Raw genomic sequence first — 25,190 nt, 5'->3', positions numbered from 1 at the left:
GGGAGCGTGTGGTCTTGGTAGTTGGAGGCCGCGACCGCCTGGAAGGTTCCCACACCTTTCTGGTGGCCTCCGTCACACCCACCCGCCGTGGGGGGAGGTGGCCGGTTGGCGATGCAGGCCCAGGCCCGGTCACGCTAGGGTTCGACGGCGCCCACACCCGGGCGCACACAGATCGACGACGGGAAGGGGAGAGGGCGTGGAATCCGCAGCCCAAGCCGGGCAACCGGCCACCGTTGCCTCCCCAGCCGCCGAAGCGCCGCCGCGGGAGCGCGCCGAGGTGCTGCTCTCGTCGATCACCGACAAGATCCTGCGCCCGTTCGGGTACGACGCAATCAGCGACCTCGCCGAACAGCGCGCCCAAAGCATGGAACAGACCCGCTCGGTGGTCGTGGTCGGCGAGGTCAAGCGGGGAAAGAGCTCCTTGGTCAATGCGCTGGTCGGCTGGCGCGGCGCCTCCCCAGTAGGCGTGGACGTGACGACATCGACGACGATCAGCTTCGGTGAGGCCACCGTCGAGCAACCCGGCGGGACGGCGCAGATCCTGTTCCCGGACCGAACCGAGCAAATCCCGCACGCCGAGTTGGCGGACTGGGTCTCGTGCGAGGGCACCCATGTCACCGACAATCGAGTCGAGGAGTTGCCCACCCGGGCGATCGTCCCGGTGGCCGGCAGCCGACTCGGTGACGTCACCGTGATCGACACCCCCGGGGTGGGCGGACTGGACCCGTCCTACGCGGTCCTGGCGGAAGCGTCCGCGTCGCAGGCATGCGTGTTGGTGATCGTGTGCGATGCCACCACCCCGCTGACGGCTCCGGAGATGGCGTTCATCGACAAGACCGGGTCCGCGGTGGAATCACTGATCGTGGTGGTCACCAAGACCGACAAGAACATCCGCCGCTGGCGTCCGATCGTCGACGAAGACCGCGAACTCCTAACGCGGCACCTGGGCCGGCAGATTCCGGTGGTCGGGGTGTCGAGTCTGCGTGCGGTGATCGCCGCGGAGATGGCACCCGGCCCGCAGCGCGACCATGCCGAGGCACGGTCCGGGATCGTCGAGCTGCGCAACCTGATCGACTCGAAACTCGCCATTGCCGAACACCTTCCGGCGATCACCGGGCTGCGGACCGCGGTCGAGGGGTTGCGTACGTTGGCGACGGACATGCGCACCCAAATCGCGGCGATCACCCGCAGCGGCGAGGTCATCCCGGATCTGACCGCACAGCTGGCCGAGTTGCAGGGCCTCAAAGATCACTCGACGCAGTGGGAGCAGTACCTGCAACGGGACCTGACGTTGATCCGCCAGCACGCCACCGACGACCTCGACCGCCGCCTCGACGATATCCGGCAGAAGTGGACCACCCGGATCAACAAGAACGGGATGGCGGTGCTGCGTCGGAACCCGCAACATTTCACCGCGGAGATGGAGCGCGATTTCCAGGCGGCGATGGCGGGGTCGGTCAACCTGTTCCTCGAGCAGCTCTACACCCAGATCGTGCAACCGCGGTTTGCCTCGGAGGTCATCTGGCACGAAATTTCCGAGCAGGTCCTCGCGACGTTGTCGAACCGCACCCTCGAAACCCACCAGGTCGCCGGCAAACGGCAGGGGCTCCTCGATCCGTCGATGATCACCATGGGGGTGATGGGCTCGTCGATGCTCGGCGGTCTGATCGGGGTCTCGGCGATGATGGGGGTCGGGGCGGTCGTCGGCGTCGCCTGGGTGGGGTTCAATCTCGGTTTCAAGGCGATGCGGGCAGGGAAGACCAACCTGCTGGGCTGGTTGCGGGAGACGATCGCGACCACGAAGACCACCACCGCGCGGATGCTCGAATCCACCCTGGCGCTTGCTCGCCCGGAAATCGTGATCCGCTACCGCGAACACGTGAAGGCCTCGATCGCAACCCTGCAGGGGCAGATCAAAGATGCCGAGGACACCGCCCGGGCCGACAAGGCCACCCGGGAGAAGAAGCTGACCCGCCTGCAGAACAACCTGCGGGTGGTCGAGAACAACATCACCCGCGCCGAATCCCTGATCGCCGAACTGTCCACGCACACCACACCCTCGGCCGACGCGGGCGGTGATCTCCGGTGACGGCCACCCCGACTGCACCGGCCTGGGATCCGGTGCGCGCCGGCCTGGATCGGGCGTTGCACGCGCTCGCCGCGCTGGGCCCCGATCTGGCCGCGCACGCCAACCGGATCGGTCAGATCCTTTGGTCCCCGCCGCGGATCGTGATCGTCGGCCGACTCAAGGCTGGCAAGTCGACGCTGGTCAACGCCCTGATCGGGGCGCCGGTCGCCGAAACCGCCGCCCTCGAGGCCACCAGCATCGTCGCCGTCTATCAGGACGGCGCCCCCTCCCGCGCAGAGGTGGTCTTACTGGACGGCTCCCGCCGCCCGCTGCACCTGTCCCGCGGCCACACCGCCGACCTGGGGGTCGACCCGGAACAGGTTGCCTACTTGCACCGGTGGCTGCCCTCGGTGGCGATCCGCGATTTCACCCTGGTCGACACCCCCGGTCTGGCCACGCTGACCGCCGAGAACGAGGCCCGCACCCGCCGGGTGCTCATCGACGGGTTCGAGCAGACCCGCACCGCCTCCGTCGACGCCGACGCCGCGGTGTTCCTGTTCGACTCCGCTCCCCGCGCCGACGAGATCTCCTTCCTCAAACAACTCGGATTCACCCCGCTGAACACCCTCGGAGTCCTCTCCCGAGCCGACGGGTTCGGGGAAGGCGCACTGGGGCAGCGCAATCCGCTCGAGCACGCGATCGCCCACGCACGGGTCCTGGCGGACCGGCTCGCCGACACCGTCATGACGGTGATGCCGATCGCCGGGCTGCTCGCCGAAACCTCCCACACCGGGGCGCTCACCGAGTCCGACGCCCGCGCGCTGGCGTCGCTGACCGGGTACGGGCCGCTCGAGGTGCTCGAGCTCCTCGACACCGATATCCCTACCGTGGTGCCCGCGGCGGTGCGCGATCGGCTCCTCGATCTGGTCGGCGAGTACGGAATCATCCATGGCCGCGACGTCGCCGCCCGCGGGGCCGCCGCCCTGAACGAGTGGTTGACCGCGCACTCGGGGATCCCACAGCTGCGGGGAGTGCTCTCGCAGCACCTGAGCCGGTTCGCCGCCGTGCACCGGGCCAGCCGGATCATCCGCGAACTCGACCAACTCGCGTTCACCCACCCCGCCCGAGACCAGATTCGCGGCGTCGTGGACCACCTGCGCCGCGACCCCGCCCTGCACACCGTGGTGCTGTTCGAACACCTCAAGTCCATGCTCGAGGCCGATCCCCGCTCCCCGGTCACCACCGAACTGCGAAGGCTCCTCGAACATCACACCCCGGCCGGGCAGCTCGGGCTCCCCGACAGCGCGGGCCCGGACCAGGTGCGGGCAACGGCGCAGCAGAAATTGAGCTGGGCACACACTCAGGCGCTGTCGACGATGACCGCGGCCGAGGACGCCGCCCTGATCGTGCTGCAGCACACCTACAGCACCCTCGCCGCCACCTGACCCGCACCCCCATGACGGCACCCCCCATGACGGCAGCCCCGTGCGATCGGGGCACCCCGGGGCGGGAACCTTTCGCCCGCGACGCGCATCGAACTATCACCCGCCGACACAAACCCCCTGTGGAAGGACCGACCCGTGATGTTCTACCGAACGCCGCAGCCACCGCCCCCGCGCCGCCGTGACATGATGCCCGGGCGCGGCCGCGCTGCACAGGCCGCCGGGTGCATTCCGTGGGGTTCGACGTCGAGGGGTATCAATGTCTAGGCCGGACTGGCTGCTGGGGATCGACTTCGGCACATCCAACACCGCCGCCGCACACACCGGCGCGGTCAGCGGCGCGGTGGAAGCACTGCAACTCAGCCACAACCGCACCACCATGTCCTCCGCGGTGTTCGTCGAATCCCCACACCAGATCGCGGTCGGAGACGTGGCCACCAACCGCGCCGAAACCAACCCCGCCGCCTACATGCCCTCACCGAAGCGAGTGATCGGGCAGGGCGTGGTCAACGTCAACGGCTACGCGATCGCATCGTCGGTGCCGGTCGCCGCGGTACTCGATTCGGTCATGGCCCGGGCCCGGGCCGCCCACGCCGGGCAGGCACCCGCCCAGCTAGTGCTCACCCACCCGGAGGCCTGGTCCCCACGCGAGATCCAGGTACTCCTGGACGCCGCCGCCCAACTCGGGCTGGACCCCTCACAGGTGACCACGGTGTCCGAACCGCGGGCGGCGGCGCACTACTATTCGCGGTCGAACACCCTGCCCCCCGGTGCGAAGATCGCGGTATTCGACTTCGGCGGCGGCACCCTCGACATCGCCGTGTTGGCCGCCAACGACCACGGCACATTCGACGTGGTCGCCGCGCGCGGCGACAACGGCCTCGGCGGCAAGAACTTCGACGCCTACATCCGCCGGTGGGTCGACGAGCAACTCGACGCCCGCAACCCCGAACTGGGTGACTATCTGCGATCGGCACCGATCGACATCCGGCACGCCCTCGACGATTCGATCCGCCGCGCCAAGGAACTGCTCTCGGAAGCGCCTTCGGCGACCATCACCGTCGCCGGCGGCGGGCACACCGAGAAGTTCCAGATCACCCGGGAGGAGTTCGAGGAGCTCATCACCCCGGCATTGGAGAAGGCGGTCACCCTCACCCGGGCGACCCTCGCCGACGCCCACGTCACCGACCCCAGCGGGCTGCACGCGCTGTATCTGACCGGAGGGTCCTCCCGAATTCCGATCGTGCAGGAACACCTCAAGGCACTCGGGCCGATCGCCACTCTCGACGACCCGAAGACCGTCGTCGCGCAGGGGGCGATCGCGGCCGCCGCCCCGATCGTCCGCGGCCTCGGCAACACCGCCGCCGTAGGCGGAGTCGGGTCGCGGTACACCCATCCCACGCCGCCGTCGCCGCCAGACGGCCCGGGCGGGCCGGCTGGAACGGCACCCATCCCGTCGTTCGGTCCGGACCGAACGACGGTGGCATGGCAACCCGCCCCCACGCCAGCTCCGGCGCCGGCAGGAACAGGCACAGGTACGGGTAAGAGGAAGTGGACGGTGATCGGCGCCGCGGCCGCCGCCGTGGTGATCGCCGCCGGGGTCATCGGAGCGATTGCCCTCACCGGAGACAAGGGTGCAACTGATCAGGTGCCGCCCGCCGACACCGCAGCCGCAGCCGGTGACACCGCGAACGCAGAGCAGGCCGGCGCCTCCGGGACCGGGAACACTCAGGTCCCGACCACGAAAGATGCTGTACTGGGCGCCCTTCCGGCAGCCTTGCGGACAGATCTGGAGAACTGCAAAACAAACGGGGAAACCGAGAACGGTGGCCTGCAGATGCAATGCACCCTGAAAGAGGGCACCGCGTTGACCGCCGGGATCTCCGACCAGGACTACCAGTCGATAGTCGTCAGCGTCGACGCCGCCGAGGCAAAAAAGCGGGTCCTCGGCATCCGGCAGGGCTTCCAGAACGACACCACCTCGACCGACAACGAGATCGTGGAGAACATCCCGCGGACCGCGGCCGCACACATCGACGGTCCGGGCTACGCGAACACCTACTCGATCTGGTACGCCAACAGCTCGACCGGGGTGATGGCCAGCTTCAGCGACGCCCAGGGCCTCGACGGGGCGAAGACGTTCCTCTCCCGCGCCGGCCTGATCAACTAACTCCCACGAATACTGCAGAGACTCCCTGCGCCCGCCCTTCTTTCGGGGCGGGCGCAGCTGTCTGTGCAGGCCTTTCGTCCCCGGTCACGGCCAGCCGCAAAGTTTTCGGCAAGCCGGGAACCTTTCGGGGCACTCACCGCATCCAACTCTCGACAGCACAGGGAAACTCCGGCTTCCCGGCCAATACCTTCGACGGACAAGGATTCGAGATGAGCAACCCCCGCGGCGCACAGGACAACCAGACCACCACCGGCACCACCTCGCCCAGCCCCAACCTGACCGGGGACCCGCGCGATGCCACCTACACCTCCGCCCCCGCCGTGGGCGAGCAGTCGCCGGTCGCAGTCGATCCAGTCGGAGCCGGTACCGCTCCGGGCCCCATCGCCGACGACACCGACCTGGGAGCCGGCGCCGCCGGCGAGACCGATCTGGGCGCCGGCGCCGGCGGAGAGTACTACTCGCCGCGAGACGTCGACGGCGACGGAAACGTCGACCTGATCCACACCCGCATCGAGGGCGTCGAAACCATCACCCACATCGACGAGGACGGCTCCATCACCCTCGTCGAGCAGGACACCGACGGCAACGGCACCTACGAAACCGGTATCGCCCCCACCGCCACCGGGATCCGCCTCGCCGAGGACCTCGACGACGACGGAACCGTCGATCTCGCGACCCACCTCGACCCCGCCACCGGCGCACCGATCCGCCAGGACGTCATCGAGGACGGGCGGATCACCGACACCCGGCTCGACACCACCGCCGACGGCAACCCGGACGTGCACCTGATCGACAGCAACGGCGACGGCCGCTTCGACACCGCCCTCCTCGATACCGACCTCGACGGCATCACCAACGACACCCTGGTCGACACCAACGGGGACGGCACCTTCGACCTGCGCACCGCCGACACCGACAACGACGGCACCCAGGAGTCGTTCGACACCGCCACCGACGGGCACCTCGGGTCGATCGAGCAGTTCGAAGCCCTCATCCCCGCCGAGGACCACTACCACGAGCAGGCCGGAACGTACCCGGCCGAGACGCCGGCCGACCAGACGGTCACCGACCTGGCCTGACCCCCACCCCTGGGCGCCGCGCCGGGCGGCGCCCGCCAGCCTCGAACGGCCGGTGGGGGAGTGCACCCCGCACCCCCCGACTTATGTTGCGGCCGAACCTCACACCGGGAGAGCACCGAATGGATGACATCGCCGCGGATCTGGACGCAGCAGCCTGGTCCGCCACCCCACTCGACGACGACACCTACCTCGGCGAACCGGTCCCCGTCGACGAGAGCCTCGACGCGATCCCCGCACCGGTCGACGACGACCCGTTCGCGATGATCGTCGACGGGACGGGAACGGTGGACCTGTCCGTCATCGACCTGAGCGCACTCGACCCGGAGCTCGACGAGTCCCCAACACTCCCGCCGCCACGGGGCGAGGTCGAACCGGAGGCTGCCGACCCGGCGCCGAGCGCCGACCTGGACACCGCACGGGAGTCCGCGGTCGACGGTGGCGGGGACGGGGTGTACGGGGACCCGGTGGAATGGTCGGTGAACTGGTTCTTCCAACAGGTCGACGGCTACTGCGGGCCATCGAGCGCCGCCCAAATGATCGCCCAGTACACCGGCGTCGTCATCGACGACCCCGAACAACTCGTCGACCGGGCCCTCGAACTCGGACTCATGCAGGACGGCGACCCCGCGCAGGGCATGACCTTGCCGAACCTCGAGATCCTCCTCGAGGACCAAGGGGTGCCCTGCACCGTGCAGGACAGTTCGATCGACGACCTGAAAACCAAGCTCGAGGACGGCTACGGGGTGATCGCGATGGTCGACTCGGGGGAGATCTGGAACCCCGACCAAGAAGCCGGGGAAGACGAGACGGCCGACCACTTCCTCGTCGTCGCCGGCATCGACGAAACCCGCGGGGTGGTGATCCTCTCCGACCCCGGCGCCCCGAACGGCAACCAGCTCGAGGTGCCCATCGACCAGTTCGAGGACGCATGGGCGGACTCGGGCCGCAAAATGCTGGTCGCCGACACCCCCGATCCCGACCTGGCCGACCACCCGGACCCGGTGGCAATGTCGGTGACCGCACCCGATCGCCGGTGGGCGATGATCGACCTGTAGCGGTTGTCGCTACCCACCGACAACAGGTTGGGCGTGCACACTGGAGAGGCCATCACCGACATTGGTGGCGGTGCTCCGAAAGATGCGGGCGGCTCGGCGGGAACCTTTCGCCGGTCCGAGGCATCCAACAAGTGTGGGCGTCCGTGTCGGCGCCGACATACTGAGGGAAACGAGGTGAGAGCAGCAGTGGACGACGACTCCGTCCTTGCAGCACTGGGGGTATCGGGCGCGCTGCCGCCCGTGCCCGACGAGGTGTGGGCGCGCGCCCTCGAGGTCGCCCTCGACCCCACCACCGCACCCGTCGACACCGACCTCGTCCCTGACATGGACGACGTACCGGTCGTACCCGAGGACGACGACATCATCCTGCTCGACGACACCGACCTCGACACCGATGGTGACGACGGCAACGTCCCAGGCCCGGAACTCGATACCGACGCCGACGCCGACACGGATCTCGACCTACCCGCCGGACAGGACTTCGATCTCGGCGACGACAGCGCCGACCCCTCCACCCTCGGCGCCGACGACCCCACCGACCTCGGCATCGACCTCGGCGGGCACCACGACATCGACCCGCTCTAACCACCAGCACGTCCCCACCACCCCGGGCGCGGTCGGACACCAGATTCCTGGCTCGGGCGGCTGTATGTGACGGCGGGTACGATTCCCTCGGCGCCCGGGGGCGGCAACGACAGTGATCACGGCACGGGGGGACAAGGACATGGACGACGCGGACCTGATCGCGGCGTGCCGAGCCGGCGATCACCACGCCTTCGCCGAACTCGCCGGCCGCTACCGCACCAACGCCTGGCACGTGTGCCTGCAGATCACCGGCAACACCCACGACGCCGAAGACGCCCTGCAAGACACGCTCACCGCCGCCTGGCAAAACCTGCCGAAATTCCGCGGCGACGCCCGCTTCAACACCTGGCTGCACCGCATCGCCGCCAACGCCGCCCTCGCCGTCGTCCGACGCCGCAAGAACACCGACAGCCTCGACGACACCGACGGCGAATACGGCATCCTGCTCGAAGACCCCGCACCCCGATTCGACGAACAAATCACCACCATCGACGCGGTCCGCCGCGCCCTCGCCCAACTCCCCGAAGACTTCCGCGTCGCCATCGTGCTCGCCGAATTCGCCTCCCTGCCCTACGCCGACATCGCCGAACACCAAGGCGTCACCGTCGCGACCGTGAAAACCCGAATCCACCGCGCCCGCAAACAACTGGCCACACTCCTCGCACCCGCAATCGACCCGTGAGTCGACCACACGTGATTCGTCCGACGGTACGTATCGACGGTGCCCAACCTTCGTGCTTCCGGTCGTACGGGAGGATGGGCGGGTGAGTGATTCTCCACTGCTGCCCGACGACTACCGCGACTTCCTCAATCACCTCAAGACACAGGTCCGGCAGGCCCGGGTCCGGGCCACACGCGTGGTCAACACCGAGTTGCTCCTGCTGTACTGGGACATCGGCCGCGCGATCCTGGACCGCCAGGCAGCCGAGGGTGGGGGAGCAAGGTCATCGACAGACTTGCCGTCGACCTGCGGTCCGAGTTCCCCGAGATGCGCGGATTCTCACGAAGCAATCTGCACTACATGCGGAAGATCGCCTCGGCATGGCCCCGGAGCGCATTCGTCCAACAAGCTGTTGGACAAATCCCGTGGGGACACGTGACCGTGCTCGTCGACCGCCTCGACGACCAGGCCGCTCGCGACTGGTACGCGGCCGCGGCGTTCGAGCGGGGCTGGTCCCGCAATGTCCTATCCCATCAAATCCGCAACCGACTCGACCAGCGCATCGGGGCAGCACCATCAAATTTCACCGACCACCTGCCCACCGGTGACTCCGACCTGGCGCAGCAACTGGTCCGCGACCCGTACGTCTTCGACTTCCTGGACCTGACCGACCGGGTCGCGGAGCGCGAACTCGAGGCCGCGCTGATGGCACGGTTGGAACGGTTCCTGCTCGAGCTCGGGCACGGCTTCGCGTTCGTCGGCCGGCAGTACCACTTCGACGTCGACGGCGACGACTTCTACATCGACCTGCTGTTCTTCAACTGGATCCAGGCCCGCTTCGTCGTCGTCGAGCTCAAGGTCGGCCGGTTCGAACCCGAGTACGTCGGCAAGCTCGGCTTCTACGTGTCCTGGATCGACGACAACTTGCGCGACCACAACCAGCACGCGCCGACCATAGGGATTCTGCTGTGCGCCGGACGAAATGACAACGTCGTCCGCTACTCCCTGGCTGGAACAACCGCACCGTTGGCGGTCGCCGACTACACCTACGACACCCTGCCCGCACCGGTTAGGGAACTCGTCCCCACCGATGACGAACTCGCCTCCGCAGTGGGGGAGACCCTCACCCACCTGGCGGAGACCCCCTCACCACGTGCCGACACCGAGCAGTGAACCCGCTCTTGTAAAGTCGTGGCATGACGGAACCTGCGCCGAGCAGCGCCAACAACCAGGCCGAGCGCACAGACACCGTGCGGCCGCAGCACACCGAGAACGGCTTCGGCACCTACGAATGGGACCCCGAGCACGGAATCGTGTTCCGCATGGACCTCGACCAGTTCGGCACCATCGGCGGCGTCCCGGTCAGCCAGTACACCCCGCCGCCTCCGGCCCCGTACACACCGCTCAACCTCTCCTAAGTCGCACACTCCCGCGACCCCCCAGCCCCCGGATGCTGGGGCGCAACGCATTTCGCAGCAACCGGCTCGCTAGGGCGCAGTGACCGATTGTGGCGGCGGGTGGCGCCGTGGGGTGCGAATCAAGGCCCCCGGACGTACCGGAACAATGGCCGGTGATGAGCGAGACAAACATGGGCCGCGTACCGGTGGGGGATCCGATCCCGCTCCGGTTCGATCCGACCACCAAACAACGCCTCGAGGAGCTGGCCGCCGGCATCGGCCCGCGCCGATTCGGGGCGCTGGTGCGGGTGGCCGCAGGACGGCTTCTCGCCGACCCCGACCGTGTGCCCGAAGCCCTGAACCAGGCCCGCCGGGCCTCCGCCGACGCCCGCCGCATCACGTGGGCGGAAAGACCCCTCGACCTCGACCCCGCCACCAACACTCGCCTCAATCAACTCGCCCACGAGTTCCACACCGACCGCAGCGCGATCGTCCGCGTCGCACTGCACCGCTTCCTCGCCGCGGCGGGCCGATTCCGCCACCCGGTGCTCCGCGAAGACACCCGCACCGATCTGACCTGCCGCACCCGCGTGTACCTCAACCGCTCCACGCTGGTCCGCCTCGAGAAGCTCACCGCCCGCAACGGCGACGCCCTCACCGCCGCAGCGATCCGGGTCGCGGTACGCCGACTCCTCGACGACCCGGGAGACCTCACCGCCGACCTAGCCACGATCGGCGCCGCCCGCGACCTGACCCCGGAAACCCTGGGCCCGCGCACGAACGTGCACTTCGACGACCACCTACGCGACCAACTCGACGCCCTTGCCGGTCGGCTCGACTCCGACCGCGCCGAACTCATGCGCCTGGCCGCCCGCCAGCTTCTGGCGAACCCGCACGACCTCGAGAAGGCGGTGACCGAGGAGATCTACCGCGGCGACGCCAACCGGGCCAAACTCCTCGCCCGAAACATCCGCCGCCAGCAGGCCGCTGACCAGGCCACCGCCGCGCCCGCCGTCCGCAAGGCGCCGAGCCCGCAAGGCAACCCATTCGGGCGCCGGCACGTCTTCCGGTTCGACGAGGACACCAAACGCCGCCTCGAGGAGCTAGCGGACGAGTACGGTCCCCGCCGGCTCGCCGCACTGCTCCGCGTCGGGATCCGCAGACTGATCGGATCCCCGCACGCCGATGTCGACCTCGCGCAGGCCCGCCGGGTGGCCGCCCAGGCACGGTCGCTGCCGCACGACCCGGTCACCCTGAAACTGGACTCGCCGACGGCGGCCCGCTTCCGCGCCCTGGCCGCCCGCTACGAGGCGTCGCCGCGGGACCTGGTCGTGGTCGCGGTGCACCGCTTCCTCGCCGCCCCTGGCAACTACCGGTCGGCGCTGATCAGCGAGGCCGGCGCCGTTGGGCTCGACGAGAAGTTCAAGGTGTCGATCCGCCCATCCGCACGCCGCGACATCGAGCGGCTCGCGGACCGGCACGGCACCCGGTTGAGCTCGGCGTTGGTGCGGGTTGCGGTGCGCCAGCTCCTGGACAACCCTGGCGACCTCACGGGCGACCTGGAGACCGTTGCGCCGGTGCACGACCTGCGACCGCCACCGCCCACCGTCCGGGTCGACGTCGCCCTCGACGACGAACTCCTCGTGCACCTCGACGCCCTCGCCGAACGGCTCGGCTCGGACCGTCAGGAATTGGTGTATCTGGCGGCCAAACGCATCCTCCGCTTCCATCACAACATCGAAAACCGGATGCTCGACGAGATGTTCCGCGCCCAGAACAACCGGAAGCACCTGCTGGCCAAGCATGCCCGCCGCGAGAAGATTCGTCGGACAGGCCGCGGCAGCGACACCTGACCTGCGAGAATGGGCGGGGGTCGGGCTCGCACCACCGGAGGACCCCATGTCACGGTATCTGCGCCTCGCCCTCGTCGCGTCCACGGTGGCCGCCGCCCTGTCCCTGACCGTGGCACCCGCACACGCGGCACCATCGCCGGACCCGCCGAGGTGCACCGTGCAACGGTTCATCCTCGGTGCGATGTCGACGTGTGCCCCGGGTTCGGCGAACACCCACCAAGTGGAGATGGTGTGCTGGATCTTCGGATTCCCCGCGAACGTGCACTACGCCTGGGGACCGGAGGTGCCCACCTTCCTGCCCTCGATCGCGCTCTGCCCGCCTCTGAGCTACGGGTTCACCGCTAACTTGCATACCCGATAGCGCCGGTGCACCCCTTGAACTGCGGAATGGCACGTCCCCTGGGTCGGTCCCCCCGATCGGCCGCCGCCAGTAGGGTTCTGCCTGCTGTATCGAGACGTGAGAGATCGGGGAACTGTGGCGTGCAAGGTAGTTGTCGAACTGGTCGACGACATCGACGGAACCGTATTCGGGAGGACGGGGAGAACATCACCTTTTCCGTCCACGGGGTGTACCACGAAATTGATCTGAAAGACAAGCACGCCAGCAAGTTTCACAAGCAGATCGGATTCTTCGTCGAGCACGCCACCCGGATCGGTGACCGCAAACGACGCTCGGATCGTCCCGTGGCCCAGGATGCCCCGGTGCGGCGGCGCGGGAACGTCAAGGAGATCCGTGCCTGGGCGACCGAGCAGGGGTACGAAATCTCCTCACGCGGGCGCATTCCGGCCGACATCGAGCAGGCGTTCCAAGACGCGCACTGACACCGCTGCGGCGTACGGCGTGCACCGCGACCCTGAGGCCTGTGCCAGCCTGCACGTTGAATTCTTCTCAGCCCCTGCCGCAATGGGGACATGTCATCTCCCCAGGTTAATGAGTCAATTCGGCCTCCAGTCCGGTGCTGGGGGTGATTTCACGGGCGGGTGAGTGATTCGGGCATCTGAACGAAGTCCGCTTCCATCCTGATTCAGATATGACGAGAAGATACCGGCGCAGCCCATGTCGGGTTGTGACGGCGCGGGGACGGGATTGCGTGGGCCACCAGGCTGGACAGGCGATGCACACCGGAGTAAATCCGCGGCGATGTTGGTGCGCTGATCATGTGGGGACATGTCGTTCCCGCTGGTAAAAGCCAGTATTGGCAATATGTCAGAGGTTCCAGAGCTGGAGCAGAGCGGTCCGCAGGCTGGGGGAGGCGATCCGGTGGTCGGCTCGTAGGCGGGGTTGGGGTGTCGGAGGTCGGCGAGGGTTTGTTCGGCTTCCGGCACCGGGATGGGGAGAGGTCGGTGCGGCTGCGCAGGAGATGACCGATGGCGCCGTGGGCGTGGGGGATCGCGATCGCCTCGGAATCCACCACGGCCGGTGGGTGGATCCATTCGTTGTCGGCGGTGACGAAGACCGGGACAAACCGGTGGAATTGCATCGGATGCAACATTGCGCGCTAATCGGGTCCGGATATCTGCGCTGCTCAAGGGGAGCGTAGCGCAGTTCGGGACGAAGAGGGTCTGAGCGTTGAGCAGCGCGAATTCACGTACGCATCATTGATGCATCTGATACAACAGACTGGTGAACGTGCCACTTCCGGGTTCTGCGCGTCTTGTCCTGGCGGATAACGTTGTCCATTTCGACCCTGAGCCGGCGCTCGTCGCGGCGATGTTGGAGGGTTGGCGGCGGCACCAATCCGCGCGGTTTCTGCGAGAAACCACCATGGTGAGACGGCTGCGGTTGATCAGTCGACTGGTCGAGTTCACCGGCTTGTACCCCTGGCAGTGGACGCCGGCCGAGGGTGAGGCGTTCATCGACCATCTGCGGAATTTGGATCCGCCGCGTGCGCTGTCGACCGCGCGGGGCTACGAGATCGCGATCAACCTGTTTCTGGAGTTTCTGCTCGATCCGCGTTACGGGTGGGCCAGTGTATGTGAGGAACGATTCGGTGAAGTGCCGCAACAGATTTTCCACGACGGCAACTCGATCGCCCACCGAAGTGAGTACGAAGGCGATCCCCGTCGGCGCCCGCTCACCTACGATGAGATCCAGGCATTGTTCGACGCCGCCGACGCTCGGCCGGGCAAGATCGTTGGCCGGGGCGTGAAGGGTGGACTGGGCGCTGCTCGGGACGCGGCGGTGCTGAAGTTGGTCTATGCCTTCGGCCTGCGGCGTACCGAGGCCTCGAAGCTCGACCTGGTCGATCTGCGCCGCAATCCGAGGATGGCGCAGTTCGGTCGGTTCGGCAGTGTGATGGTGCGCTTCGGCAAGTCGTCGAAGGGATCTGCGCCCAAGCGGCGATCGGTGCTGCTGGTTCCGGAGATGGACTGGATCATTGAGGTGCTCGAGCAGTGGCTGACCGAGCTGCGGCCGCGGTTTTCGCCGGGTGCACATCCGGCATTATGGGTCACCGAACGGGTGGGGCGGTTGCAGCCTCGCTCGATCAACGACGCGTTCGTTGCGGCGAAGCGGGACGCGGGCTTGGACGAGCATCTCGACGTCCATTGCCTGCGGCATTCGGCGGTGACACACTGGACCGAATTCGGCTATCCCGCAAAGTTTTCCCAGGAGCAGGTCGGGCACTCGCATGCAGCGACGACCGCGATCTACACCGGGGTGTCCAACGAATTCCGAAATCAGATGCTGGTGGCTTCACTGAAGGGCCGGCTCGGCACCGACTGGGATGTGACGTGATGAACAAGAAGATGGGTTACCGCTGGCGGCTGCGGGATTTGATGGCCGATCAGCAGATGTTTCAGACCTCGAATCTGGTGCCGCTGCTCGCCGAGCGTGGCATCACGTTGTCTCGAGAACAGGTCTATCGTTTGGTGACCCAGCCGCCGCAACGGCTGAGCATGGATGTGCTGGTCGCGCTCTGCGACATCCTCGGCTGCTCGCCGAACGACCTGATCGAACCGGAGGTCGTCAACCAGCAAGTCCGTAAAACGGTTGGTGCTGAATCTGATTCGGTCAGCATCGAACCACGTCGAAGCGTGATTCGAAGGCCAGGTCGAAAATGACGCCTCGGTCTGCTCGGAGCGGCGAACTCTTGTTCGCGGCTCAAGAGCGCTTGATCGGGGTGCTACGGGAGGTCGCCGGTCCGGGTATGTCCGCCGAGACCGCGCAACGTCTGCTGCAGCAGGCTCATGCATGGGAAGGTCGGAATGCCCGCGAGCTGGACGTGTACCTGAGCGAACACCGCGATGCGTTCATCGCACCGTCGCCACATTGTCCGATGACGGTGCTGAGGTTGTTGACGCTGCTGACCGACAACGGGTTCGGCGACAAGGTGGTCCTGCTTGGGTGTGTCCGCTGTGGCCGCACCGACCAGTTCCTCAGACGCCGAACACCCGACGGCCGGTGTTGTGTGCGGTGCATGGAGCGGGTCGAGCGGCGAGCGTGCGCGCGGTGCGGCCAGATCGGCAGGATCGTCGCCCGCCGCCAAGAGGGTCGGATCTGCCGCGCGTGTTACAGCCTGGACCCTGCTCGGCGGAGCGAGTGTGCACGGTGCGGCAAGTTGGCCGAGATCATCAGCCGCGGCGAGGACGGCTCACCGCTGTGCAACCGCTGCGCCTCGCGTCCGAAGAAACCGTGTGCGCATTGCGGTCGAGTGCGGATCGTCGGCGCCAACACGGACAAAGGGCCCGCGTGCAAGAGCTGCCACGCCAGCGCTCGGCCTCGGCTGTGCGGAATCTGCGGGCAAGTACGCACGATCCAGCGTCGAGGTGACGGCAAGGGCCGTCCTGATATGTGCCAGCGGTGTTGTCGCGAGGTCGGCGAATGCGCGGGGTGTGGTCGGCACCGTTTCGGGGTGCGCTTCCGCGGCGGCCCGTTCTACTGCAGCACCTGCTACCCGAGATCGAAGCGATCGTGTGCGATCTGCGATGAGATGAAAGCAGTGGCGGCGGTATGGCCGGTGGGCTCGGTCTGTCAGCGGTGCTACCGAACCCGATTGGAGCACCCCGACACCTGCGCGGAGTGCGAGAAGGACCGGATCCTGGTTTGCGTCAATGACTCCGGCGATGCGGTGTGCACCCGGTGCGGTGGTGTCGATCTGAACTTTGCCTGCAGAAGCTGCGGCGAGGAGGGGCCGGGGTTCCGTGACGGCCGATGCGATCGGTGCCTGGTGCTTGCGAAGATCGCCACGCTCCTCGGCGACGAGGGATCGGCAGGTGATGCCCGCATGAAGCCGATGTTCGATGCGCTCGCCGCGGTAAGCCCGGGCAGCGTCCATACCTGGGTGGTCAATGACAGCTCGCTGGCCGTGCTGGCCGCGCTCGTCCGAGCGGGCCGCGGTATCACCCACGAGGAGATCGACAAACTCCCGCAAAACCGTCGAACCCGTCACATCCGCGCGGCATTCGTCGCCGCGGGAGTTGTGCCGCAGCGCAACGAGGCGTTGGCTCAGCTCCAACTCTGGGTTGATCGCATCGTCCCCACGCTCCCGGCCCAGCATCAGCCCGTTATTCGCGCTTACGCCGAATGGCACCTCGTGCGCCGGGCCCGACTCCGGGCGGCCCGCCGGCCCTTCCGCCCTGGCGCGGATGCCTCGAACCGGCAGCGGATCCGGTGCGCCATCAACTTCTTGAGCTGGCTCGCCGATGAGGGGGCCTCAATCGGCACCCTGGGCCAGCACCATGTCGATACCTACTTCGACACTCGCCCCTCCAAGGCCAGAGCGTTGGGCACCTTCCTGGCGTGGATGCAGGCACGGCGCCTGATCACGGGAATCGAAGTTCCTCGCACGAAGGGCGGACTCCCACAGCGGTTCCAGGACCACGATGAGCATGCCGAGCAACTACGACGGTGCCTGACCGACGACGAACTTCCGCTCGAGTTTCGCATCGTCGGCGCGCTGGTCCGGCTCTACGCCATACCGGTGGCCCGCATCGTCGAGCTGACCTATGACCGATTCCACCGCGACGACACCCACGCCTATCTGGTGATCGAGTCATCCTTCCCCCCTCGCTGGCTACCCTGATCGAGGAACTGATCAGGGTGAGGCGATCCGGCGGGCGGGCGTACTCGGGTCCGGGGGTGCCGGCCTTGATGTTTCCCGGCATGCCGCCGAGTCGGCCCCGAAACACGAATGCCCTGCACAGAGACCTGAAGAAGTACGGCCTGCCGACGTTGGCTGCCCGCAACTCGGCGATGATCGCCAACATCGTCGACCTGGAACCGGTCGTGGTCAGCGATCTTTTCGGCATCGCTCCGCAGACTGCGCACAGATGGGCCCAATACGCTCAAACTAGCTGGGCCACCTACCTCGCGGCTCGATCCGCCGACACGCAGCCTTTGTGATCGCTCGGTCTGGTCGTGCCCGCGAATTTGTGACTCCACCACCCCGCGACTGAAAACTGAGCAGGCGACCCCGAAGGATGCGGCAGCCCCCTCATTTGAAGCGGAGATATCGCCTTTGTCCCGGAATAGCGCACGAATTGAATACCTACGCTCCGCCAGCCGTCGCCCCGCTTCACACCGCTGGGCCTGTCGAGGCGAAGCGATTCGAGCTGATACTTCGCCGCCGGGCCGCCGCGGCTGTGGTGCCGGCCCCGCTGCTCGTCGAGGACCTGTTGTTCGGTGCGGGTGGGTTCGTAGTCGACGGCGTGTTTGACGAACATCCGGGTCACCGGCGTCGGCAGGAAATCTGTCTCGATGCGAACCCGGCCGGTGACCCCGGGCAGGGGGACCGCGCGGCCGATCTCCCACTCCCGGATCGCGTCGTCCAGGAACACCTGATCGACCTCGGTGATCTCGTCGAGGCTGTCGATGAACTTCCGGACGGAGGCGATGATCTCGGGGTCGTCGGTGATGACCACGGCGTCGTCGGCGAGGGTGGAGTTTTCGGATGCGTTCGCCGACCCGATCACCGCCCGGGTGTTGGTCGCGATCACCTTGGCGTGCAGGGTCGGCGACGACAGCACCCGTACTCCCTTGTTCAGGTAGTGGGCGAGGGCGGCGGGGGAGGTGGCGTGCGCCCGGATAGCGGCCTTGGAGGCGTTGACGACCAACAGGTCCCCGGCGCGCAGCGGGAGCAGGTCGGGTGCGTCCTGTCCGAGGTAGCCGATCGCGGCGTACCGGGCGCCGCGGGTGCGGATGGCGCGGGTGATGTGCGGCCATGGACTTGGCCCGTGGAAGGTGGTCCCCATACCGACAGACGGTAACCGGCCCGCGTTGCGTGTGGTGCCGGTCCCGGGCAACGCTAAAAGAAGCTAAACGGGTGCGCCGCCGGTTCGGTGCGCCCCGGCGAGGTCGACGGTGGCGCGGGGGCGGGTTGACCGCGGTCGCCTGGGGTGCAGCGATCCGGTCGAATCTCGGTTGCGGACAACGCGTCGGCCCCGGCGTCGGGCCACGACCGGCGGCCCGGCGCTCGTACGCTGTGGGCACCACGAGACCAACGGGAGAAGGATCATGAGTTACGAAGCGATCTACGACGGGGTCCGTTACCCGCTCGCCGATGCGGCCGCCGCCCACGGCCTCGAGGTCGACATCCGGGGCCTCTTCGCAGACAACGGCAATGGTGGATTCGTCGGGTTCGTCAGCCAGAACACGACGGTTCGCCTGCTGATCACGCCGGCGACTCCGATCGCGATTCGGGGCAGCGACGAGCCGAACCCGACCGTCGTCCACCGCTGGTAACCCCACCCGCAGCAGATACCTCCATCGGGCCGCGACGGTGTATCCGTCCTCGCGGAGGCGTCGGTGTCCGCGAGACTTCCGGCAACGATCCACCGCCAAGTAGAAGGAGGGTACGGTGCCCAGCCTCACCTTTGGGTGGTGTCACCTACGGCATCAGCCAGACCCGATTCGAGGCCACCCGGGAGCTGCTCGCACGGTTCGCCGAGGGACACACCCTGGGCGTGGCAATGTTCCTCACCCATGACGGCGCCCGGCACCACCTGTTCATCACCCCCGGGGTGCCGATCACGCTGGTGGAATGACGACTCCGCGGTTGTCGAGTCATAACGGTTTCCTGCGCTGACGGCCCGGGCAGTGTGGTGGCCGCCAGCGGCGTCAATCCTCAGGCGGGAGGTAGCACCCCGGTCAGATCTTGGGCGCGAATCTGCGCGCAAACATGCCAGCGAAAATACCGGCAACAAGGTACGTAGTGGGTAGGGTGATGTCCGCGCACGTATACGGGTGGCACACCGAACACGAGTGGGTGGGGATGGCGAAGGTAGGAACTTCCGAGGGCGGCGCCCGCCGCCGCCCGACCGGGGCCGGACGAGCCGCCGTAGGGGCGGCGAAACGTGCTTCCGGTGCGGGAGAGTTCGGTGGTGCGGGAACGCCGAGTCCGGAATTGACGGCGAAGCTGGAACCGAGGAAGGGCCCGGCGAAGGTTCCGCTCAATACCCGGGTCCTGGCCTCGACGGAGGCCCGGTTGAACTGGCTGGTGAACGATCGCCAATCCACGGTGACCAACGTCGTGGACGTGGCCCTGCAGGAATTCTTCGACCGCTACAGCGTCCCGCCGGCAGATCATGACGGCCGGATCACCGAGCAGGAGTCATGAGCGGTCCGTGGGAACAGATACCCCTGTTCGCACTGCCCGAGACAACCCTGACGACATCTCCCTCTTCCACCGATGACGTTATCCCTGACGATGACGTTATCCCTGACGATGACGTTCTTCCCGACGGCGACGTTCTTCCCGACGATGACGTTCTTCCCGACGGCGACGTTCTTCCCGACGGCGACGTTCTCCCCGTCGATGACGCTGTCTCCGTCGATGCTGCTGTCTTCGTCGAAGCCGATCAGGCTGACTCTGAGCCCGCCGCTGCCGCCCACCCTGCATCGCCCGAGCGGTCGGATGTCGCCGAAGCCGACGCCGACGACGCCCCGACCCCGCCGACACCCGAGACGGACAGCGAAGAAGTGGACAACGCTGCGGTGGACGGCGACGAAGTGCACGACGACGCGGCTGAAAGCGACACGGCTGGCAGCGAAGAGGCTGACAACGAAGAGGCTGGCAACGACGCGGCGGATCCGCCGGTGTGGGAGGCGCTGCCCGCCGGAGAAGACGCCGATGGCCATGCGTTGATCGTGACCGCCGCCGGGACCTACACACCCTCCGGTCGGGAACTGACCGGTCCCGTCGATTCGGTCGAGAAGCTGGACAAACTGATCCGCTGGGCCTCGCTGACACCGTTGGGAGCCCCCGCACAGATCTGGATCGTCGGACAGGGCGCGTGCGAGTTGCTCGGGTGGATCATCGACCCAGGCAGCGAAGACGACGTCGACGACATGGAGGCCCTCCGCAACCGCGCCGCCCAGGAACTGACCGCCGTCCTGCACGCCACCCTGACACCGATGCTGAATGCAGGCTGGGAGTTGCGCGGCGATCCCGGGCACGTGGTGCACCTGTCCCGCTCGATCGGGAACTTCACCTCGATGGTCGATGTGGTGATCGAACCATACGTGTGGACGTACTGGAACAAGGACTTCGGTTGGCACAACCGCGTCGGCGACATGGGCATCCTCGGCTCACCGACGGCCGGAACGTATCTCCCGGACGAGGACCTTCCCGCGGCACGGGAGCTCGGTCGCCGGTTGGCCTGGTGCGCCAAGCACCTCGGGGTGCTCCCGGGGCCAACGCCGGCGCGCACCGGCGCCGCCCTCGTCGACAAGATCAAGCGTGAACGCACCCGCAGCGGCAAAGGCATCGTCGTCACCACACCCGGCTCGGTCCCACCGCTGGACGGCCCGCCGCGGGGAGATCTCGAACCTGCTGTCGGCTGGACCCGCGTCCCCGACGCGCAGGATGTGGACGGGACGAGCCGGTTGGTCTCGATCGACCAACGCGCGGCCTACCTGGCCTCGGCCGGGATGCTCGAATTCGGCTACGGGCAACCCCAGCACCTGACCGGAGGGGTGGCAGCCGCTGCAGCGGTGAGGGACAAGGGAGCCCCGTTCGGCTTATGGCGGATCACCCTGCCGCCCGCGCAGACACTGTCACTGCCCGAAAAACTCCCGTTGCCGCACCCGCATATGCTCGCGGACCAACCGGTGCAGACCTGGGTGACCACGGTCAGCCTCGACGGTCTGTGCTCACCAGTGGCAGACGGAGGAATCGGCGCGGACCTCGACGACCTCGACATCACCGAGGCCTGGGTCTACCCACAACAGGGCCGGGCCCTGGACAAGTGGGCCAAAATCCTGCGCGAGGCCCGCAAGGCCGCGGTGGACACCGACGACGACGCGACGAAACGGTTCCTCGGCACCTGCTACAAGGGCTACATCGGGCGGATGGTCAACCCGGACATGTGGACTGCCAAGCAGATGCAACATCACCACCAACCGCTCTGGCGGGCGGCGATCATCGCGCACTGCCGGTGGCGCGGCCGCCGCGTCGCGATGCGGATCGCCCGCGAACACAATCGTTGGCCGGTCCGCACCGTCACCGACTCCTGGGTGTACCTCCTCTCAGGCGGTGAGGACATCGCCGACGAAAGCGAGGCGTTGGGGAAGATGTCGGTGGAGAAGGACACAGTCCTCACCGACACACTCGTGTCCGCCTTCACATCGGCCCAGGACGTGCACGAGGTGAATCTGGCGATCAAGGCGGCCTTCGCCGACAACGAGGACACCGACGACGAAGGGGAGGAGGTGCTCTGATGGCCCTGCATCTCCCGAAGCCGCGCACCAAGAAGCCGGCGCAGGAGGCGGTCGGTCTCGACGGCCTCAAGGTCTCCGTCGCCAACGCCGCGACCAGCGGTGTCGAAAAATCCAAGCAGGTCAAAAGCGGCGGCCTGGCAGGGCTGACCAGCAAGGTCTCCGTCAAGCAACTGCGTAAGGAACTCGGCAACGAGGGCCTGCGGCAGGCCGCGATCGATGCCGGCCGCACACCCCCGTCGGCTCGCACGCTGCGCCGCTGGGCGCAACAAGGCCGCATCCCCCACCCGGATGTCCTCGAGCGAGCCCAACGCCGTGCCGCGATCGAACGTCTCGGCGGCGTCGACGCCGTGGCCGCCAAGATCGGCCGGTCCCGCTCCGCCGTCTCCCGATACCGATCCGGTGAAACGAACGAGCTGCGTGCCGACGCCAGCAAGAAACTCCGCAACGTCAAGGCCGAGGACATCATGAAACGCGCCGGGGTGTTGCGCCCGGACGGAACCCCGAAGAAAGCGGTCATCCGCGTCAAGGGCGGTGTCATGGTCCGTAACGGCGCCGACGAGGGCTACGACTACCGGGTCCGCACCCTGGATTTCGCGAACTCGGACACCCCGTTCACCAGTGAGGAGTCCCGTGAGCTGGCCGCCGCGTTGGCGAATGACGATCACGCCCGGGTCGTGGCCTTGCTGGAGCGGCACGCCACCCTCGACTACCCGGAGAACAAGGGTTTCGACAAGTACAGCGACCAGTTCGGATTCCATTTCGACCACATCGACTCCGTCCACATCGACTGGATCTGATCGCAGGCATCACCGGCCGAGGAAATCCCGGGGGGACGTGTCGTTCCCGCAGCTCAAATCGCGGGAAGCGTTGCTATCGCGGCAGCACTGCTATTGCAGCTAGCGGTCCTCGCAACACTACGGGGTTACGCGGCGGTGGCCAGGTGGTAGGCGACGCGCGAAGGACGGCCAGGCAGAAGAAGTTATCCACATACCCCGTTGAATTCCGCCGCCGGATTCGGTCACCGTATGCACCTCACCTCATCGTGGTGTGTTCTTCGGAGGCTGCGTGTGGCATCCCGGGGCCGCATCGAGGGGTGAGCTTCATAGCTCGCCGGCGACAGATGAGGTGCCCATGCCCGCAAGACGTTCGAGAGCCCGCAGCGTGTTTGCTCTCGTTGTGTGCGCGACCGTCGCCGGAGGCGGTGTCGCGGTGACCGCCCCGGCGATCGCGCACGCCGACCCCACCGGTTGTGTGGCGACGTTCAATCTGCTCATCCCCGGGACCTGGGAGACAACAGAGAACGCCGACCCCCACCAACCGGTGGGGATCCTCGCACCGGTCGCCGACGCCATCACCGCCGCCCACGGTGACCGGGCGCAGGTCTACACCCTCCCGTACATGGCCCGCGCGTTCGACAACGGACACACCTACGCCGACAGCAAAATCGACGCCCTCACCAAGGCCGAGGCGGTACTCACCGACGTCTCGAACACGTGTAAGAACACGAGGTTCACGATCACCGGCTACTCCCAGGGCGCCGACGCCGCCGGCGATCTTGCCTCTGGGATCGGCAACGACCACGGGCCGGTGGACGCCGACCGGGTGCTGGCCGTGGGCCTGCTCGCCGACCCCGGCGCCGGCACCAAAGGGTCGGCGATTGTGGGCCCTCGAACCTCCGGTCACGGCATCGCCGACCCACGCCCCCAAGGAATGGGCACGCTCTCCGGCCGGGTGGCCTCCATCTGCGATCCCGGCGACCTGTACTGCTCGATCCGCAAGGGCGACAACCCTCTCCTCGGCTCACTCGGATCGATTCTGTCCAAGACCCCCAGCACGGACGGTGACACCGGCAACACCGGCGACACCAGCAAAGTCGACGGAAATGCTCAGTTGGCTACCGCGCTGACCTCGGATTTCTCCGGTGCAGACCTGCCCGCACTGGGCGAGGGTGTTACCGCACTCTCCCAGCAGCTTTCGCAGCCGAACGTAGATGTCGGCGCGGTGGCCGCGACGGCATCGTCCATCGCCGGCACGCTCGCCCCGATCGTGGATTTGATCGACTCCGGGGCCGCACGTGCTGCCTCCGGGCAGCTTGCCGCCGCCCCGGTGGGTAGCCCCGAACATAGTGCCTCCCAGGTATTGTCGAAGGCCGGGGCATCTGATCTGTCCACCGCGCTGACCACGGTGACGACGATCGCCGACACCGCGGGGAAGCTGGCCGAGTCGGGCTCGTCGACCGTGGCCGGGGCATCCGGGGACGCGGCGCAGCTGTCGGCCGCGGCCACCACCCTCGGTGGCCAGGTCGCCCCGCTGACCTCGGTTCCCGCCGATGCGCTCGCATCGGCCTCGACTGTGCTGTCGGTGCTCAAGCCGGCCACGGTGGTGGATCAGGTGCTGGGCGTCGCCACCGGGGTGACCGCGCTCGACGTCCCCGGCATCCTGCACAACCTCACGGCGTTGCCGCAGAAGGTCGCCGCGCTCGACGCCCACGGCGCGCACCAGGTGGCGGGGGAGCTGAACAACCAGTTCGCGCCGTTGGTGAAGATGGCCGCGGCCGTGGATCTTCGCTGGGTGTCGCAGATACTGTCGGTCATCCCGGACCCCACCGGGTACACCCAGATCGCCGCACTCGTCGCGTCCATCCTGGGCGGCGTCGACGTCATCCGGCTGGCCACCCTCATCGGCCAGATCCAGGAAATCGCCTGGACCGCGGTGGAGAAACTGCTGCCGCCCCCCGGGCAGGCACCCGACCCCCTCGGAGCCGGTGCCGCGATGGCCGGCCTGCTGCCCGTCGGCCTCGACCTGGCCTCGGTGGCGGTGAACATGCTCTCCGGCAAAGCCACCAAAACCCCACCGGAACTACTCGGCAAGCAGTCAAACGCGGCCACCGGCATCAGTACCCAAACGGAGAACGTCGACCTGCCGGCGCTGACCGGCTCACTGACGACCATGGCCCAGTCCCAGGGGGCCGAGGACCTGACCGCCCTGGTCGGCGAAGGCCTGAAGGCCGCGAGTTTCTTCACCTCCGGCGCCCACACCAACTACAACACTCTGGTCGTCGACAACGCCGGCCGCAACGCGATCACCTGGCTGTCCGACTGGCTGAATCTGCAGATCGGACGGTCCGTATGACCTCCCGCGCCCACAACTGTAGGGTCTCAGGTTCGACCGCCCATTCTCGAAACGGACCGCACTTCTGATGCACTTGTGCAGTTCGAGTGA

20 protein-coding genes and 3 pseudogenes are annotated in these 25,190 nt (G+C 67.3%); 21 read left to right on the top strand and 2 right to left on the bottom strand.

The genetic code is table 11. The annotated features are described in order from the left end of the window. Positions 1–196 precede the first annotated feature (196 nt). From JWS14_RS44635 to JWS14_RS44580, 12 genes and pseudogenes are all read left to right on the top strand, one after another. The gene (locus tag JWS14_RS44635) at positions 197–2,089 is read left to right on the top strand and encodes a dynamin family protein (protein WP_206016677.1); all 1,893 of its coding nucleotides are present in this window, start codon (positions 197–199) and stop codon (positions 2,087–2,089) included. Continuing rightward, the gene (locus JWS14_RS44630) at positions 2,086–3,513 is read left to right on the top strand and encodes a GTPase (protein WP_206016676.1); all 1,428 of its coding nucleotides are present in this window, start codon (positions 2,086–2,088) and stop codon (positions 3,511–3,513) included. Before JWS14_RS44635 ends, JWS14_RS44630 begins: the two co-directional genes overlap by 4 nt. 256 nt (positions 3,514–3,769) lie before the next feature. Continuing rightward, entirely contained in the window at positions 3,770–5,680 is a 1,911-nt protein-coding gene (locus JWS14_RS44625; RefSeq protein WP_206016675.1) for an Hsp70 family protein, read from the top strand. A 209-nt stretch (positions 5,681–5,889) separates the two neighbouring features. Further along, a complete protein-coding gene (locus JWS14_RS44620) occupies positions 5,890–6,759 on the top strand; it encodes a hypothetical protein (RefSeq protein ID WP_206016674.1) in 870 nt (289 codons plus the stop codon). Between the two features lie 119 nt (positions 6,760–6,878). Beyond that, the gene (locus JWS14_RS44615) at positions 6,879–7,814 is read left to right on the top strand and encodes a C39 family peptidase (RefSeq protein ID WP_206016673.1); all 936 of its coding nucleotides are present in this window, start codon (positions 6,879–6,881) and stop codon (positions 7,812–7,814) included. 174 nt (positions 7,815–7,988) lie between these two features. Further along, the gene (locus JWS14_RS44610) at positions 7,989–8,399 is read left to right on the top strand and encodes a hypothetical protein (RefSeq protein ID WP_241031800.1); all 411 of its coding nucleotides are present in this window, start codon (positions 7,989–7,991) and stop codon (positions 8,397–8,399) included. 139 nt (positions 8,400–8,538) lie between these two features. Continuing rightward, the gene (locus JWS14_RS44605; protein ID WP_061042398.1) at positions 8,539–9,081 is read left to right on the top strand and encodes an RNA polymerase sigma factor; all 543 of its coding nucleotides are present in this window, start codon (positions 8,539–8,541) and stop codon (positions 9,079–9,081) included. A gap of 82 nt (positions 9,082–9,163) precedes the next feature. After that, positions 9,164–10,233: pseudogene (locus tag JWS14_RS44600) on the top strand (PDDEXK nuclease domain-containing protein). 23 nt (positions 10,234–10,256) lie between these two features. Continuing rightward, positions 10,257–10,478: a hypothetical protein gene (locus tag JWS14_RS44595; protein ID WP_061043490.1), complete on the top strand. Its 222-nt coding sequence runs from the start codon at positions 10,257–10,259 to the stop codon at positions 10,476–10,478. A gap of 155 nt (positions 10,479–10,633) precedes the next feature. Then, positions 10,634–12,310, top strand: a complete 1,677-nt coding sequence (locus tag JWS14_RS44590) for a ribbon-helix-helix domain-containing protein (protein WP_206016672.1) — start codon at positions 10,634–10,636, stop codon at positions 12,308–12,310. 46 nt (positions 12,311–12,356) lie between these two features. After that, a complete protein-coding gene (locus JWS14_RS44585) occupies positions 12,357–12,671 on the top strand; it encodes a hypothetical protein (RefSeq protein WP_061043488.1) in 315 nt (104 codons plus the stop codon). Positions 12,672–12,785: 114 nt separating this feature from the next. Then, positions 12,786–13,132: pseudogene (locus JWS14_RS44580) on the top strand (histone-like nucleoid-structuring protein Lsr2). A gap of 385 nt (positions 13,133–13,517) precedes the next feature. Here the strand turns inward: JWS14_RS44580 and JWS14_RS50785 are convergent. Further along, a pseudogene (locus JWS14_RS50785) lies at positions 13,518–13,773 on the bottom strand (phosphatidylserine/phosphatidylglycerophosphate/cardiolipin synthase family protein); the annotation flags it as partial. A 248-nt stretch (positions 13,774–14,021) separates the two neighbouring features. On the opposite strand from JWS14_RS50785, the gene JWS14_RS44575 reads away from it, so the two are divergent. The 3 genes from JWS14_RS44575 (at position 14,022) to JWS14_RS44565 (ending at position 17,334) form a co-directional block, all read left to right on the top strand. Next, on the top strand, positions 14,022–15,047 hold the full coding sequence (locus JWS14_RS44575) for a tyrosine-type recombinase/integrase (RefSeq protein WP_206016962.1): 1,026 nt from the start codon (positions 14,022–14,024) through the stop codon (positions 15,045–15,047). Next, on the top strand, positions 15,047–15,373 hold the full coding sequence (locus JWS14_RS44570) for a helix-turn-helix domain-containing protein (protein ID WP_206016961.1): 327 nt from the start codon (positions 15,047–15,049) through the stop codon (positions 15,371–15,373). The genes JWS14_RS44575 and JWS14_RS44570 overlap by 1 nt, the downstream gene beginning before the upstream one ends. 86 nt (positions 15,374–15,459) lie before the next feature. After that, positions 15,460–17,334 carry an XRE family transcriptional regulator gene (locus JWS14_RS44565; RefSeq protein WP_206016671.1) on the top strand — a complete coding sequence of 625 codons (1,875 nt, stop codon included), beginning with the start codon at positions 15,460–15,462 and terminating at the stop codon, positions 17,332–17,334. Between the two features lie 280 nt (positions 17,335–17,614). Here JWS14_RS44565 and JWS14_RS44560 read toward each other — a convergent pair whose 3' ends face one another. Continuing rightward, positions 17,615–18,502: a phospholipase D family protein gene (locus JWS14_RS44560; RefSeq protein ID WP_241031799.1), complete on the bottom strand. Its 888-nt coding sequence runs from the start codon at positions 18,500–18,502 to the stop codon at positions 17,615–17,617. 262 nt (positions 18,503–18,764) lie between these two features. On the opposite strand from JWS14_RS44560, the gene JWS14_RS44555 reads away from it, so the two are divergent. From JWS14_RS44555 to JWS14_RS44530, 6 genes are all read left to right on the top strand, one after another. After that, positions 18,765–18,992 carry a hypothetical protein gene (locus JWS14_RS44555; RefSeq protein ID WP_206016670.1) on the top strand — a complete coding sequence of 76 codons (228 nt, stop codon included), beginning with the start codon at positions 18,765–18,767 and terminating at the stop codon, positions 18,990–18,992. 131 nt (positions 18,993–19,123) lie between these two features. Further along, positions 19,124–19,294, top strand: a complete 171-nt coding sequence (locus tag JWS14_RS44550) for a hypothetical protein (RefSeq protein ID WP_206016669.1) — start codon at positions 19,124–19,126, stop codon at positions 19,292–19,294. Between the two features lie 179 nt (positions 19,295–19,473). Continuing rightward, positions 19,474–19,866 carry a hypothetical protein gene (locus JWS14_RS44545; protein ID WP_206016668.1) on the top strand — a complete coding sequence of 131 codons (393 nt, stop codon included), beginning with the start codon at positions 19,474–19,476 and terminating at the stop codon, positions 19,864–19,866. Beyond that, the gene (locus JWS14_RS44540) at positions 19,863–21,968 is read left to right on the top strand and encodes a hypothetical protein (protein WP_206016667.1); all 2,106 of its coding nucleotides are present in this window, start codon (positions 19,863–19,865) and stop codon (positions 21,966–21,968) included. Before JWS14_RS44545 ends, JWS14_RS44540 begins: the two co-directional genes overlap by 4 nt. Then, entirely contained in the window at positions 21,968–22,765 is a 798-nt protein-coding gene (locus JWS14_RS44535) for a hypothetical protein (RefSeq protein WP_206016666.1), read from the top strand. The genes JWS14_RS44540 and JWS14_RS44535 overlap by 1 nt, the downstream gene beginning before the upstream one ends. A 334-nt stretch (positions 22,766–23,099) precedes the next feature. Then, the gene (locus JWS14_RS44530) at positions 23,100–25,100 is read left to right on the top strand and encodes a cutinase family protein (protein ID WP_206016665.1); all 2,001 of its coding nucleotides are present in this window, start codon (positions 23,100–23,102) and stop codon (positions 25,098–25,100) included. The last annotated feature ends 90 nt before the right edge of the window (positions 25,101–25,190 follow it).

The organism is Rhodococcus koreensis, from assembly GCF_017068375.1.
In the GTDB taxonomy this organism is placed as follows: Bacteria; Actinomycetota; Actinomycetes; order Mycobacteriales; family Mycobacteriaceae; genus Rhodococcus_F; species Rhodococcus_F koreensis.
Note: the sequence above shows the minus strand (reverse complement) of the source record. Positions and strands in the feature narration are given on the sequence as shown.